16 protein-coding genes are annotated in these 13,660 nt (G+C 65.0%); 10 read left to right on the forward strand and 6 right to left on the reverse strand.

Annotated elements, in window-relative coordinates:
* Positions 1–64: 64 nt before the first annotated feature.
* From KCH87_RS40230 to KCH87_RS40255, 6 genes are all read left to right on the forward strand, one after another.
* Positions 65–412 (forward strand): hypothetical protein, encoded by a 348-nt coding sequence (locus KCH87_RS40230; RefSeq protein WP_210592856.1) that lies wholly within the window; start codon positions 65–67, stop codon positions 410–412.
* Positions 413–454: 42 nt separating this feature from the next.
* Positions 455–1,897 carry a hypothetical protein gene (locus KCH87_RS40235; RefSeq protein WP_210592857.1) on the forward strand — a complete coding sequence of 481 codons (1,443 nt, stop codon included), beginning with the start codon at positions 455–457 and terminating at the stop codon, positions 1,895–1,897.
* Positions 1,898–2,021: 124 nt separating this feature from the next.
* Complete coding sequence (locus KCH87_RS40240) at positions 2,022–3,344, forward strand: S8 family serine peptidase (RefSeq protein WP_308299034.1); 1,323 nt, start codon at positions 2,022–2,024, stop codon at positions 3,342–3,344.
* 317 nt (positions 3,345–3,661) lie between these two features.
* Complete coding sequence (gene mycP, locus KCH87_RS40245; RefSeq protein WP_308299035.1) at positions 3,662–5,008, forward strand: type VII secretion-associated serine protease mycosin; 1,347 nt, start codon at positions 3,662–3,664, stop codon at positions 5,006–5,008.
* Between the two features lie 240 nt (positions 5,009–5,248).
* Positions 5,249–5,395: a hypothetical protein gene (locus KCH87_RS40250; protein ID WP_210592858.1), complete on the forward strand. Its 147-nt coding sequence runs from the start codon at positions 5,249–5,251 to the stop codon at positions 5,393–5,395.
* Positions 5,396–5,692 (forward strand): ester cyclase, encoded by a 297-nt coding sequence (locus KCH87_RS40255; protein WP_210592859.1) that lies wholly within the window; start codon positions 5,396–5,398, stop codon positions 5,690–5,692.
* A gap of 504 nt (positions 5,693–6,196) precedes the next feature.
* Here the strand turns inward: KCH87_RS40255 and KCH87_RS40260 are convergent.
* The 6 genes from KCH87_RS40260 to KCH87_RS40285 all read right to left on the reverse strand — a co-directional run bounded on the left by KCH87_RS40260 (position 6,197) and on the right by KCH87_RS40285 (position 10,441).
* Positions 6,197–6,736 carry a hypothetical protein gene (locus KCH87_RS40260; RefSeq protein ID WP_210592860.1) on the reverse strand — a complete coding sequence of 180 codons (540 nt, stop codon included), beginning with the start codon at positions 6,734–6,736 and terminating at the stop codon, positions 6,197–6,199.
* Entirely contained in the window at positions 6,733–7,344 is a 612-nt protein-coding gene (locus KCH87_RS40265; RefSeq protein ID WP_210592861.1) for a hypothetical protein, read from the reverse strand. The genes KCH87_RS40260 and KCH87_RS40265 overlap by 4 nt, the downstream gene beginning before the upstream one ends.
* A gap of 30 nt (positions 7,345–7,374) precedes the next feature.
* A complete protein-coding gene (locus tag KCH87_RS40270; protein WP_210592862.1) occupies positions 7,375–8,085 on the reverse strand; it encodes a hypothetical protein in 711 nt (236 codons plus the stop codon).
* Positions 8,086–8,108: 23 nt separating this feature from the next.
* On the reverse strand, positions 8,109–9,371 hold the full coding sequence (locus tag KCH87_RS40275) for a putative T7SS-secreted protein (protein ID WP_247197510.1): 1,263 nt from the start codon (positions 9,369–9,371) through the stop codon (positions 8,109–8,111).
* Positions 9,371–9,700: a hypothetical protein gene (locus KCH87_RS40280; protein WP_210592863.1), complete on the reverse strand. Its 330-nt coding sequence runs from the start codon at positions 9,698–9,700 to the stop codon at positions 9,371–9,373. Before KCH87_RS40280 ends, KCH87_RS40275 begins: the two co-directional genes overlap by 1 nt.
* A 333-nt stretch (positions 9,701–10,033) precedes the next feature.
* Positions 10,034–10,441 (reverse strand): ATP-binding protein, encoded by a 408-nt coding sequence (locus tag KCH87_RS40285; protein WP_210592864.1) that lies wholly within the window; start codon positions 10,439–10,441, stop codon positions 10,034–10,036.
* A gap of 235 nt (positions 10,442–10,676) precedes the next feature.
* Here KCH87_RS40285 and KCH87_RS40290 point away from each other — a divergent pair, with 235 nt between their 5' ends.
* From KCH87_RS40290 to KCH87_RS40305, 4 genes are all read left to right on the forward strand, one after another.
* Positions 10,677–11,528, forward strand: a complete 852-nt coding sequence (locus KCH87_RS40290) for a helix-turn-helix transcriptional regulator (protein WP_210592865.1) — start codon at positions 10,677–10,679, stop codon at positions 11,526–11,528.
* An 8-nt stretch (positions 11,529–11,536) separates the two neighbouring features.
* Entirely contained in the window at positions 11,537–11,746 is a 210-nt protein-coding gene (locus KCH87_RS40295; RefSeq protein ID WP_210592866.1) for a DUF397 domain-containing protein, read from the forward strand.
* 161 nt (positions 11,747–11,907) lie between these two features.
* Positions 11,908–12,237, forward strand: a complete 330-nt coding sequence (locus tag KCH87_RS40300; RefSeq protein WP_210592867.1) for a hypothetical protein — start codon at positions 11,908–11,910, stop codon at positions 12,235–12,237.
* Between the two features lie 73 nt (positions 12,238–12,310).
* A complete protein-coding gene (locus tag KCH87_RS40305; RefSeq protein WP_210592868.1) occupies positions 12,311–13,636 on the forward strand; it encodes a hypothetical protein in 1,326 nt (441 codons plus the stop codon).
* Positions 13,637–13,660 lie beyond the last annotated feature (24 nt).

Genomic DNA, 13,660 nt, shown 5'->3' on the forward strand with positions numbered 1-13,660 from the left:
CTGGGCAACTTGGGCACCGAGCCGGTGCTGACAACTTGAGGAACAGGGGAGAGGACAACGGGGTATGAGTAACGGTATGCGGGTTGATCTGAGCGCGATGGATGAGGTCATCCGGAAGCTCTGGACGCTGCTGGATGACATGGATAAAGCGGGGCAGACGTCGCGGTACAACACGGAGATCACTATGGGCGCGTTCGGGAACAACTGCGTGTTCCTGGAGGCGGGAGAGCTCTTCAGTGCCCACAAAGAGGCGAAGAGTGATCTTGAGGGCGCGATCAAGGGGCTGCACGACCTGATCGACAAATTCGGCAATAGTACCTCCAAAGTGAAAGACAAGTACACCGAGCAGGAATACGCGAACAAGCAGCAAATGGGCGGTGGCTCCGGGGCGCCGAAGGGCAAGTGGGACTAGCCGTTCCGGATCGAGAAGTACCTAACAAGGGGAGGAGTTCAAGTGGCCGGTGACAAAGAGCTGCCTAAGCCCGTGATCGTGAATGACGTCTGCGTCGCGGACCCGGGGCGGCCTCAGACCAAGACTCAATTCATCGATTACTCGCTCAAAGAGCTCAAGCAGATGCTTGAGGGAACCAATCCGGGCCAGATTGAGGAGACGGGTCGGCACTGGGGAAAGGTCGATGAAATCCTTTCCGGTGGCGAAGGAGGGGGCATTGCTGGCTTGCTGGACAAGTCGATCGACAATGTCCTTGAGCACTGGGAAGGCGAAGCGGCCCGAGCCTTCGAGAGGGAGGCACGCAAGATCGCGCAGAGCATCCGAAATGCGGCTTGGCATGCGGATCTCAACCGCTCTCAGATGGCCGACGCTGCCTCGCAGCTACGCAGGTTCAAGGCGCAGCTGGACGATATCGAGGAGCCCAGTGGCTGGGCGAAGGTCGGTGACGCTCTCAGTGACTGGAAATGGGACAACGGTGAAGCAGTAGCCAGCGATCTCCAGGACCGCAAGTTGACCGCTAAGGAAGTAGCGGAAATCAACGAGGGCAAGATCGGCGCGAGCCGAGAAGCCCAACTCAATGGTGTTGCGGTCATGGAGAACCTGGGTGCTCAGTACATGCGTGTCACGGGGAATCTGCAAAGGAATCGGGTAAAGGACGGCGGAGACGGGCACGTCGGGGAACCGAACCGTGATGTGGAGTACCCACCGCCTGTCACGCCAGTCGGAAGTGGCGCGTCCCGACCGGGCGCCTCGGTATCAGGTAGTAAGCCGTGGAGCGCAGGTCCGACCACGAGCGTCAAGCCAGCCCCGAACGTGCCCCGTGACCAGGGCATCACGGGAGGCACACAACTCCCGACCACCAAGACGAAGGTGGACAGCATCTCTCCCGGGCTGACGGGGACCGGGCCGGGTACCAGCACTGGCGGCCCCAGCGCCGGTGGGGGCGGTGTCGGGACCGGCGGGGCTCAAGGTCCGGGCATCGTGGCTCCTGGCGGAGGGACCGGCGTCGGACGTGGTACGGCCGGACGCGGCGGCATCGGTGTTGCTGGCGGCGGTCGCGCGGCTGGCACTGGTGCGGGAGCAGGTCGCGGTGCCGGAGGCCGAGCCGGTATGGGCGGCATGGGCGGCGGCGGAGCCGGCGCAGCCGGCCGAGGCGGTGCTGGCGCTGGCGGACGTGGAGCCCTCGCGAAGTCCCGTGGCGGTGTAGTCGGAGCGGCTAAGGGCATCACAGGCAAGGGCACCGGTGGCGGTGCGGGCCTGCACGGCAGCCGCGGCGGCAGCCAGCGCGGAGCCGGTGCGATGGCTGGCGGTATGGGTGGTCGCAACGGTCGACGGCCCAACGACGAGAATAGCCAGGGCGACCGCCCCGACTACCTGGTCGAGGACGAAGAGACCTGGATCTCGGAAGAGGACCGCAACCGAAACGTGCCGCGGACCATCGAGTAGGCACACGAGCGAGCCGCACGGAGAGAACGTGCGGCTCGCTCGCATGAAGACTGGCGGAACCAGTCGCAGTTGAGTGAGGAGCAACGAAGTGGGTTTCAAGCGAGTCTGGTCTACGACGGGAGTCGTGGCGCTGACAGGAGCTTTGCTCCTCACTACGGCCCCAACTGCCTCGGCGGACTACGTCAGAGATCAACAGTGGGTCTTGGACGTATTCTCGATGCAGGACACCTGGGCCGAGACTCAAGGGGAAGGCGTGACTGTAGCCGTTGTCGATTCTGGCGTGGATGGCAGTCACCCTGATCTAACTGGTCAGGTCCTCGAAGGGAAAGACTTCACTGGCGGAGGGAGCGCCCAAGAGGACATCATCGGCCACGGAACAAAGATGGCGAGCATCATTGCTGGCCATGGGCATGGCCCGGGAAATGCCGACGGCGTGATTGGACTTGCGCCGAAGGCCAAAATCTTGCCGTTGCGCACTCTCCAGACGAGAGAAGACAGGAATCTGGATGAGACATGGGGAGCTGCAGTTCGATACGCAGTGGACCACGGCGCGACCGTAATAAATCTCTCTTTCGGTAGCGATGGTGGCAGTAAGACTCTAAGCGCAGGTCGTGATGCCATCGCGTATGCGCAAGCACACGACGTTGTAGTTGTTGCAGCGTCAGGCAATGAAGGGTCTGTTGCTGTAAGTGAACCAGCAGCACTGCCCGGAGTCGTATCTGTCGGTGCTGTGGATCAAGATGCCAGCCTCTGGACAGACTCGAATACTGGAAAGGGTCTGACGCTCACAGCGCCAGGTGTGGAAATCGTCGGTGCAAATAACACAATGTCCAATGGGTACGGTGTGTCTAGCGGTACCTCTGAGTCCACGGCTTACGTATCCGCAGCTGCTGCCCTGGTCCGTTCAAAGTACCCCGACCTCACCGCAGGCCAAGTCATCAACCGCCTCATCAAGTCGGCCTCGTTCCTCGGCCACAAGGGACTGAAGGCACCCGACGAAGAGTATGGCTACGGGATTATCCGCCCCCGCCAGGCGGTCACAATGGACATCCCCGCAGGACCTAAGGCGAACCCTCTTGGCCAGCTCCAGGAGTCCAGCTCCACTTCTGGTGGGGCATCCAAGGGAACGGACACCTCGACTCAGGCCGGGAAGAAGAAGTCCTCCTCCTCCAGTAACATCCTCGTCCTCGCTGGCGGTATCGCAGCCGTTGTGATCGTCGGTGCGATCGTCCTTGTGGTGATCCGCAGCCGCCGCAATGGAGGTAACGGCGGCCCCGGCTCCGGCGGCGGAACCCCCGCTCAAGGCACGGGCTACCCGCCCCAGCCCCCGACGGGCCATCAGCAGTACCCCAACGCAGCTCCCAACCAGGGGTACCCCACTGCTCCAGGCCAGTCCCCGCAGTACCCCAACCCCTACGCCCAACAACCCCCGCACCAAGGCCAGTAGGAGTGACCTACCATCCAGCAGCGGATCGTGCGTGGGCATCGTCCTCGTCGTACCCCCGGCGATGTTGGGCATTGCCTTCGACGTGAGCCATAGACGCGGCAATCGCAGCAGAGGTCGTTTGGGAGGGCCGTTTCCCTGGATCCGTCTGATCGTCCCGACTACTTGATCGATGGCGAAAAGGTCTGGAATTCGGAAGACCGCAATCGGAATGTGACGGACCATCGAGTAGGCAAACCAGCGAGCCGCACGGAGTAACCGTGCGGCTCGCCTGCATGAAGACTGGCGGCGCCTGCCGAAGTTGAGCGAGGAGTAAAGAAGTGCGTTTCAAGCGGGTCTGGTCTACGGCGGGAGTCGTGGCGGCGACAGGAGCTTTGCTCCTCACTGCGGCCCCAACCGCATCGGCGGACTACGTCAGAGATCAACAATGGGCCTTGAACGCATTCGCAATAGAAGATGTTTGGGCTGAATCCCAAGGACAGGGCGTTACTGTTGCCGTCGTTGATTCCGGCGTGGATGGCAGTCACCCTGATCTAACTGGTCAGGTCCTTGATGGGAAAGACTTTACTGGTGGGGGCGACGCGCAGAAGGACGTGCTCGGGCACGGGACGGGTATGGCAAGTCTGATCGCTGGACATGGCCATGGCGCGGGAAAGTCATCCGGCATGGTGGGCCTGGCGCCGAAGGCGAAGATCCTTCCGTTGCGCACCCTCCAGACGGAGGAGGACCCAAATCATGATGAGACCTGGGCCGCGGCGGTTCGATATGCAGTGAACCAGGGTGCAAAGGTCATTAATCTCTCTTTCGGTAATGATGGTGGCAAGACTTTGAGTGACGGTCGTGCCGCGATTGCGTATGCGCAAGCTCACGACGTTGTTGTTGTTGCGGGCGCAGGTAATGATGGGTCCATTGCTGTCGACGAGCCAGCAGCATTGCCCGGGGTTGTTTCTGTCGGTGCTGTGGATAAGGACGCCAACCGCTGGGAAGGATCCAACACCGGAAAGGGGCTTGCCCTCATGGCTCCCGGTGCCGAGATTCTCGCCGCGGATACGACTCGGTCGCAGCAGTACAGTTTGTCAAACGGCACATCGGACGCTACAGCCTACGTATCCGCTACAGCCGCCTTGGTCCGCTCAAAGTTCCCTGAACTCTCCGCAGGTCAGGTCATCAATCGCCTGATCAAGTCGGCCACCTTCGCGCATCACAAAGGGTTGCAAGCACCCGACGAAGAATACGGCTACGGGATTGCCCGGCCCTACTCGGCACTGACGATGGATATCCCCGCTGGCCCGAAGAGGAACCCTCTTGGCCACCTCCAGTCGCCCAACTCCACATCTGGCGGGGCATCCAAGGGAACGGACACCTCGACCCAGGCCGAGAAGGAGTCCTCCTCCAGGAGCATCCTCGTCGTCGCTGGCGGTATCGCGGCCGCCATGATCGTCGGTGCGATCGCCTTCGCGGTGATCCGCAGCCGCCGCAACGGAGGTAACGGCGGCCCCGGCTCCGGCGGCGGAACCCCCGTACATGGCATGGGCTACCCGCCCCAGCCTCCGATGGGCTATCAGCAGTACCCCAACGCAACCCCCAACCAGGGGTACCCCACTGCTCCAGGTCAGTCCCCGCAGTACCCCAATCCCTATGCCCAACAACCCCCGTACCAGGGGTAGTAGGAGGAGTAACACCCCATCTCCGGTGGGGAGGGGGATTTCTACGCACTCTGGCGGTCGGGCAGTAGAGCGAACAAGTCCGAATAAGAGAAGGGAACTTCGTCAATGGGCGCGATCGTCCTTGCCGTCGGCATCATCGGCGTAGGAGCCGTAATTGCCGCAGTCATCGTCTTCGCCGTAACCCGCAGCCGCCGAACATCTGGCAACGGCAGCCCCGCCGGCGGAACTTACCCCCAGAACATGGGTTACCCGCCCCAGCAGCCGACCTATCCGCCCGCCCAGCAGCCGTACTCGCCAACTCCCCAGCAGGGATACCCCACTCCCCCCGGACAGCCGCCCCAGCAGCCCAACCCCTACGGCCAGCAACCCCCGTACCAGGGTCAGTAGGTGTTCATTGGTGATCGGGTCGTAGCCGGCGGGGCCCTCGTCGCGCAGCGGCACAGCATCACCGATGCGGTCCCCGACCTCCACTGGGAGGCCCTGGAGCTCGCCATCAGCGGCGACAGCCTCGCCGCCCGTCTGATCAACACCGGTACCCCCGCCAAGGAGTGGCTCGGGGCAGTTCCCACCGGTAAGTCGATCGAGATCGTCGAGTACGTCATCTACCGGATCTGCGACGGGAAGTTCCTGCACATGTCGGCCCTCTACGACGCCGAAGCCCTGCAGAAGCAGCTCGCAGGCTGACCCAGGCAGGCCCGGCCAACGCAGCGCCCGACGCAAGCGGGTGCCCCGCCCTTCCGGCCGGGGCACCCGCTCTGTTCGGCGCCTTACAAGTTTGTGCCGACGTGGACGGTTCGGACGGCGGGCCCGGGGTTTCATGCCACTCGGGAAGTCGAACGCGAGCATGCTCGCCGCCAGTTCGCTATCGACGACAACCTGCTCGTCGGCATACGGTCAGCAGGCCCTCGGTGAAGGCTTGAGTCAGATCACACCGACTCGACTGAATGTCCCGGCGGTCACTATTCCAGATGATCGGTGACCCAGTGCGCGAGAAGCAGTCGGGCGTGACCTTCGCTGCAATTTCAGGACGAAATCCTGAACGGCACAGCGGGCAGCTGTTCCGCAAGGCACTCGCCGGCACACCGAAAGGAATCTGACGCCGTGCCGCCAACGCGGGCACATGGCCGGGTCGTTTCGGCGCTGGCTTCAGGCGCGCGTGCGAGTGCAACCCGATCTACGGCTGGAGTACTACGGGATCGGCTCTGCGACCATGGCGATCAGGCTCAGGATGCCCACAGGGATGGCGACCATGATGGCGTAGCCCACCCGGTCGGCCACCTTCTGACGCCGCGAGGGCTCCCGGCTGTGGGGGGACTCCCGCCGTGGCTTGATCGCTTGGTACCCGAGGCCTGCGAGGACGGCCACGCAGACCGCGACCTGCCAGAGCTCGCCCACGAAGCCCCAGAACCCGACCCGCTGAATCGTCTCCGGCTCGATCCCCTGCTGCGCGTCGAACTCGGTGCCGTCCGGATAGTCGTGCCCGGTGTCCTCGAGGTGCACATAGACGGCATCGTCGGCGGTGCTGCCGTCCGGAGTGAAGTCCCCATAGCAGTCGTAGGTGGAGTTCTTACGGCTGTTGTTGGTGTCATAGCAGCTCTCCACCTTGTACGCGCCCGAGGTGCCGTAGACCCCCGCGGACAGCGCAAGGTCGGCGGTCGCGGTGACGCACCAGAAGGCGGTGACGAGGGCGAGGACGACGCCGCATACCCAGCCGAATACGCGCTTCATCCACCAACCAAGATCCTCGGTTCCCTCTCCAACAGCCGGGAGATCCCTGCCTGTTCGGCAAGGGCCCTACGCTGCGGGTCGGCCTGCGCGCGCTCCTGCTCGCACTTCTCCCACTCGGCGGGCTGTACGAAGAGCATGTCGTTGCTCCCCGGCACGATCATGACGCCGCCGAAGGCTGGGTCACCGGCGAACCAGGCGCCGCCCTCCTCGGCCTCCTTCGGCCAGCGGCGAACCGTCGAGGCGTTGAGCGCGCGCAGAGAAGGGGCGCCGTGCTGCCCGCGCACGGAGAGCCGGACGGTGTGCACATTGCCGAGGTACTTCCACTCGGAGCCCTTCTTGGACACCCGGGTGCGGTACTCCAGGGGATAAGTGTGCAGCACCTTCTCGCACACCTTGAGCCGTGACCCGTGACGCAGCCGGAGCGTCAGGAAGATCAGCACGAACAAGGCGGCTGGGATGCCGAACACGGGTAGGGCGGCGTCATAGCCGACCAGGTGTGCCACCAACGGCACGGCGAGGAAGGCCATGGCGAGCGCGAGGCGCGTGGCGATGTGCCGGTACAACAGCGTGCGGTTGTGCTTGAGCACCTGCGCAACGTCGGGTGCCATGGGTTGACTGTCCATGAGTTGGGTCCGTCCTTATCCGAAGTCGCTGCGCATGGCCGCCTCGGCCGAGCCCGTTGGCGGCTGGTCCGGGCTCGGTGCCGGCTTCGTCGGGTCGGTGAACGTAAGCGTTCGGGCAACCCCGAGAAGGATGTCCCGGTATACGTCTGCGAGATGGAGAGCCGGCGTCACCAGTTGGACGACGATGATGTCGGGTGTGCCCGAGCCGGTGACCGCCACCGTGCCCTGCCACACGTCCCCGCGCTGCGGGCCTTCGGGGCTCTCGGGGTCTCTGCCGGGCGCGACGGTGCGCTTCTTCTCCTCCGCGAGGTAGCCGAGACCGCAGGGCAGTTCCAGCGGGCGCATTCCGGAGTCCGGGTCGTCGGCGGCTGTCCCCGCGAGACCGGCGATCACCAGCTTTGCATTGTGGCCGGACGCCGGGACAGTAGAAATTGTGAGGGTGGACGTCACGACGGTGCCGTCGTCATCGGGGTGGTACCCGACCGCGCACATGTGCACGTTCTGTGCATTGAGCGTGGTGACCATGCCCGCGTAGAACTGCAGTACCTGCGAGGCCTGCGCCCGCTGCTCTGCGGGCAGCGTGTTCAGCACCCGGACCAGCTCCTCGATGCGCTCGCGCGGCGGATCGAGGTCCAGCTTCGCGTACCCGTGCGGAATGCCGTACCAGAAGACGGGTTTGGCGGCGCCGCTTGCGGCGGAACCCGAGAGGGCGGCGGTCGTATTCATGCTTCGTTCACCTCTCGGTTTGGCTACGCTGCCGCCAGGAGGGACCGTACGATGTCCTGCCCGGCCCACGCTCCGGCTCCTGCCTTGGTGACTTCCGCCGCGGTGCCTGCCGTGCCCTCCTCAGGCATGAGGTTCGCGGCGACGTTGAGGCCGTTCACGCTGATGTCGGTCATGAGTTTGGCCGAGCCTGCGGCGCTCTCCCCGGCTGCCTGCCACGCCTCGTCCACGGCGGTTCTCGGGGCTGTGCGCAGCACGTGGCCGACTTCCCGCACAAACTCGGTGCCGACCTCGCGGCTCGTGACGCTGACGCCCATCGCTGCAGCGTCGTCGAGCCCGCCGCGGATGCCGCGGGCCGCCGAGCTCAGCGCCCTGCCTCCGGGCACCATGCCGACGGCGTCGCTACCGACGGAGGCCCAGGCGGAGAAGGTGTCCATGTTCCAGCCGAACTTGTCGCCCCAGGGGAGGAACGCGTCACGGAATTCCGGGTCGGAGAAGTTCTTGGCCATGGACACCGCGCTGGCGGCAATCGCGATACCGGCGAACAGCGGGGCAAGCGGAGTCGGAAAGAGGGCGAGCAGACCGGCGATGGCGCCGATGGTTCCTGCGTGCTCCACCAGGAAATCGCCGACCGACTGGAGGATGTCGCCGACTTTGTCCCAGAAGCCCGGCTCGTCGGGAGCCTTTTTCGTCGAGCTTTCCAGGGCCTTGGCGACGGTTTCGGCCTCGCTGGTGTGCTCGGACTCCAGCTCCTTGACCTTGCGATTGAGTGACTCGTACTCGCTGTTGGCCTTGGTGAGGGCCGTACTCGCCTCGTTCATCTCCCGCTCGGCGGAGCGCAGCCGCGCGGTCGCGGCGTCGGCCTCCTCCTGGGATGGGAAGGTCTGGCCCGCGAGCTTCAAGTCCGGGTGCTGGGCGGTCTGGTCGTAGGCGTTCTTGGCCTTGTCGGCCGCGGCCTTCCTGTCGGCGGCCTCGGCGTCGTACTTCTTCGCCAGCTCCCGGTTGGAGGTCAGATGACCGTCCCACTTGTGCAATTGGGTCGCGGCGGAACGCAGGGAGGAGGCGGCGTCCTTGAGGTACTTCGGCAGGTCACCATCGAGGGACTCGCGGAACTTCTCCGCCGCGTCGCCCTGCCAGTAGCTGCTCTCGCTGGTGAGCTTCGTCAGCTGCCGGTGGGTGTTCTCCAGCGCCGTCGCGGCCGCGGCCACCTTCTGCTGCAGCTTCGTGACCTCGGCGGGTATGCCCGGTACCGGGTTCCAGCCGATGTTGGGGTATGGGTTCGCGGCCATTACTTACCGCCTCCGTCGCCGCCCGAGGTGCTCTGGTCCGCGATCTGCTTGAGGGCCTTCTCCAAGGCTTGCTCGACCTCTTCGTAGCCCTTCTTGTTCGACTTCACGCCCTCTTTGATCGCATCGATCATTTCTTTGGTCTTGCCGGACCCGTACTTCCACTCGTCCTGGAACCTGTCACAGGCCTCGTCGAGCCGGGCGGTGCCGATCTGGTCGGCACGCACGTGGTCGAGTGCGGACCGCGCCTCGTTCAGCTCGTCGACGCATCTCTCCAGATTCGTCAGGAACTGTTCGAGCTGCCCGATATCCGTCTTGAAGTGGTCCCCCATGGGCCGTTTTTCTCCCCGTTCGGCTCTGGACGCATCGGGGCCCAGGTGACTCAACTGATCACCCAGGCTTCCTCGGCACCATACATGCAGTGACTAGGCGTTACGTGCCGAGTCCCCGCGGCCCTGCGGGAACCGGCACAGGAGCACCACGGGATCGTCGCCTGGATGTGACATGGGTCCGCGCCCGGCAGGCCGTTGTCGGGGCGTCTCATCTGCCCGGTCCGTCTCCGCGAGAATTTACGCGCTGGGCCTGGCGCCTTCTTCGAAGCCCAGTCCACAGGGGATCACCTACGAGTGCCGGATGGTCGACTCCCCCTGATCCAACCGCGGGACCTATCCGGCAACGAGCTCGCACCACACGTACTTGCCCCGGTTGCCGTCTCTGGACAGCGGCTGCCACCCCCATACGTCAGCGCAGGCGCAGACAAGTGCAAGACCGCGCCCTTCCTCCGCGTCGACCAAGTCGCCCAACTTCGAAGGAGGTTCGGGCGGCTCCGGGTCAGCATCCCAGGCGCCGATACGCAGAACACCGCCCCGCCACCGCAGACGCAAGGCGGCGGGTCCCTTGGTGTGGCGTACGGCGTTGGAGGCCAGCTCCGTCGCGAGGAGTTCGGCCGTGTCGACGAGTCGGATCAAGCCGTGCATCGTGAGGATCAGGCGGACGGTACGGCGACAGACGGTTACTGCGCGTGGGTCGTTCGGGATGTAGAGGGAGTATTCCCAGGGTTCGTTTTCAGGCACGACGGAACTCCTGTTCAAGAAAGGGGAGTTGGCGATTTCGTGCGAGGGCGGGCGGTGGCAGTGCCGAAGCCGTCATGGCAGGACGGAGCGGTGCGCTTCCGGGGTCCCGGGGTCTCGCAGCGTGTGCGTCGCAACACCGACCGTAGGGTCCAATGTTGGAACATCGCAAGTCGTTGCCGTAATCTTGCCTCCGAACGGGGCACCGTTCCAAGGTTGTTGGGGCAAGGAGGCGCTCATGCCGCGGAGACGGCAGCCCACCGCGAGGCAGACACGACTGGGTACCGAACTGCTGAAGCTGCGCGAGGCGGCGGGACTCAAGGGTCGTGAAGCCGCCGCGTTGCTCGGAACCGACGCGGCCAGGCTGAGCCAGATCGAATCCGGCGTCGGGGGCGTGAGTGAGGACACGGTGCGTCGCCTTGCGGCTAACTATTCCTGCGCCGATAGCGAGTTGATTGAGGCTCTCGTGGCTATGGCGACCGATCGGTCCCAAGGCTGGTGGGAGGAGTACCGAGGCAAGCTCCCCAACGCGTTCCTGGACCTGGCCGAGTTGGAACATCACTGTACGTATCGGCTGGATGTGGAGTTCTTGCACGTCCCCGGCCTTTTCCAGACGGAGGACTACGCCCGCGCTGTCTTCTCGTACCGTGTTCCCGAACTGCCCAACAGCGAGCTTGAGCGGAGGGTCCGCCACCGGATGGCACGCAGGGTGGTCTTCGAGGACCCGGCCCCCGTCCCGTATGCAGCGGTGATCCACGAAGCGGCACTACGCATCAGGGTCGACGACCGCAACGCGGCGCGGACTCAACTCGCCCGCATCCTCGAACTGTCCGAAGCCGATCACATCAAGGTGCGGGTCATCCCCTTCGACCTGGACGGCTTTGCCGGGGCCACAAACTCGATGATGTACGTGGGTGGTGTCGTGCCGAAGCTGGATACGGCGGTACGCGACGCGCCTCAGGGCGCCGGCTTCATCGACTCCGAAGCCCAGCTCGGAGCGTTTCGAACGCTCTTCCGTAAAGTGGAGGCGGTGTCGCTCGACCCCGAGCGGTCGCGTGACTTCATCCACAGGTTGGCGAAGGAACTGTGAGGCGTGCCGTGACCACCCCCGACAACTGGCGGAAGTCTTCGTACTCAGGTAGCGGCGACGGCAACAACTGCGTAGAGATAGCGAACTTCCACGCCCAAGTCGCGATACGTGACTCGAAGGCCCTGGCCCAGGGCACGCTCTCCTTCCCGGCCGGACCCTTCAGGGCGTTCATCAGCAACCTCAAAGCCGACACCGGTCGTGACGTCGAAGGCTCGTAGGGCCCGGGCTGTGGCGCACGATTTGCATCCTCAAGCCTGAGGGATGCTCACTCAACTCCGGTGCGTAGCCAGGGATATACTTACCCGCTGCTGACGCGCTCGCGTCAAGTATCGATACCTTCCGTTCCAGAAGGAACGCAAGGGGACATGGGGGACATGGCGTGTCAGCCGGGACGGAAATCGAAGATCCGGCAGCGCTCAATCGTGCGGGCGCCGGCGCGCGCGAGATCGCGGGGCGGACGCGAACCACTGGCGCCCATCCGGTGGACGAGACGCGCTCTGCATCCCGTGACTTCGGTACCGGGAACTGGGATGGCGGGCTGGGCGGGGCGCTGACCGGCCTGGCGGAGACTTGGTCGGCTCAGGTCTCGGCACTCGCGGCCGACTGCGACAGCCTCGCCGGCCAGTGCGGCGGTACGGGAATGCTGTATCAGCGCACCGAAGCCGCGAACACGCAGACCATGCACTCTCTGGCCAGTGACTTCGGCTGAATCAGGCCCTGCACTGACCGCCACCGCGCCAGCCTGACAAGACGCACGACTCCACGGGGGCCTCGCCGAGCTCATGCCGACGTACGAGCAGCTGTACCACCTCAATCTCAGCAACCTCAATGCGGCCGCCGACCGCTGGGAGGAGACCGCCGCCAAGTTCAAGAGGCTGCATGCCGCGTACGGTGACCAGGTCGGCCGCCCCTTCCAACAGGCTGGCTGGACCCAGCCGGTCCTGACTGTGGCCAAGGCCGACAACGACGTACAGGCTGCCCAGCAGCAGTTCGAGAGCGCCCACAAGGAGGCGAAGGGCATCGCCGGCGTTCTCACGTCACTGCACGCTGAACTGAAGAAGGCCAAGGACGACCTCCACCGTCTCGCTGACGTCGAGGCGAAGGAACAGGACCTCCACGTCAGCGTCACCGGCACCGTCACCCCGCGCTGCGACCTTTCCCAGGACGCCGGCGCCCGCCACGACCCCGATGGCCAGGCCGCCATCCGCGAACAGCAGGCAGCCTGCGAGGCATTCGCCCGCCGCCTGGAGGGTGTCCTGCAGCGCGCCGCCGATGCCGACGAGACCGCCTGCTGGGCCCTGCGCAGCGATCTCGGCGCAAGCCGGAGCGACTTCAACTCCAAGGTCGTCACCTCCCTCGACGCCGCCGAGGTTGCCCGCGCGGCCGAGTTGAAGAAGGGCGTCGGTACGAAGTCCGACGGGTGGGTCGCCGAAGGCGAGGCCGAAGCCTCCGGCCTTGGTGCCGGGACATCGACCAGCGGGCCCGACACCGGGGCCGGCAAGCTGGGCGAGGCCGAGGCGCATGCCGACCTCGGCCGCGCGAGCGCGGAGGGCTCGCTCGCCAACGGCCCGATGAAACTCGATGGGGGAGCCGAAGCCTATGCAGGCGCCAAGGGCTCTCTCGCGGGCGACATCACCAACGAGGGTATCCAGGGCGAAGCAGGCGCCATGGCGGGGGGCGAGGCCTCGGCTAACGGCCGCGCCGATGCTGGTCCGGTCGGTATCTACGGGCGGGCTGAAGCTATGGCGGGCGCCGAGGCGGGTGTCAATGCGGGAGCAGGTGTCGATGGCCTGAACATCGGAGGAGATGCCTTCGCGGGCGCAAAGGGCAGTATCTCCGGGGGTGCGGACATCGGGGGCATCGGAGTGGGCGGGACAGCCGAGGGATGGGCCGGTCCTGGCGCGGAGGCAAGCCTGAACTTCGGCAAGGACGCCGACGGTGCGTGGCACTGGGCCCCAAAAGTGGGAGTCTCCCCCATCCTCGGTGGCGCCGTGGGCTTCGAGGTCACCGTTGACCCGGGGAAGATCGCCGACACTGCCGGCGATGCGGCCAACGTTGTAGGGGATGCAGCCGGGTGGGTCGCCGACGGGGTCGGCAGCCTGTTCTGACGAACACTCCCGAAAGATCCACTG

It is taken from the genome of Streptomyces sp. GESEQ-35 (genome assembly GCF_017948485.1).
In the GTDB taxonomy this organism is placed as follows: Bacteria; Actinomycetota; Actinomycetes; order Streptomycetales; family Streptomycetaceae; genus Streptomyces.

Bases quoted from the DNA above. Each gene is read 5' to 3' on its own strand.
- KCH87_RS40230 (WP_210592856.1), top strand. From the start codon at position 65: ATGAGTAACGGTATGCGGGTTGATCTGAGCGCGATGGATGAGGTCATC.
- KCH87_RS40250 (WP_210592858.1), top strand. From the start codon at position 5,249: ATGGGTTACCCGCCCCAGCAGCCGACCTATCCGCCCGCCCAGCAGCCG.
- KCH87_RS40260 (WP_210592860.1), bottom strand. From the start codon at position 6,736: ATGAAGCGCGTATTCGGCTGGGTATGCGGCGTCGTCCTCGCCCTCGTC.
- KCH87_RS40265 (WP_210592861.1), bottom strand. From the start codon at position 7,344: ATGGCACCCGACGTTGCGCAGGTGCTCAAGCACAACCGCACGCTGTTG.
- KCH87_RS40270 (WP_210592862.1), bottom strand. From the start codon at position 8,085: ATGAATACGACCGCCGCCCTCTCGGGTTCCGCCGCAAGCGGCGCCGCC.
- KCH87_RS40275 (WP_247197510.1), bottom strand. From the start codon at position 9,371: ATGGCCGCGAACCCATACCCCAACATCGGCTGGAACCCGGTACCGGGC.
- KCH87_RS40280 (WP_210592863.1), bottom strand. From the start codon at position 9,700: ATGGGGGACCACTTCAAGACGGATATCGGGCAGCTCGAACAGTTCCTG.
- KCH87_RS40290 (WP_210592865.1), top strand. From the start codon at position 10,677: ATGCCGCGGAGACGGCAGCCCACCGCGAGGCAGACACGACTGGGTACC.
- KCH87_RS40305 (WP_210592868.1), top strand. From the start codon at position 12,311: ATGCCGACGTACGAGCAGCTGTACCACCTCAATCTCAGCAACCTCAAT.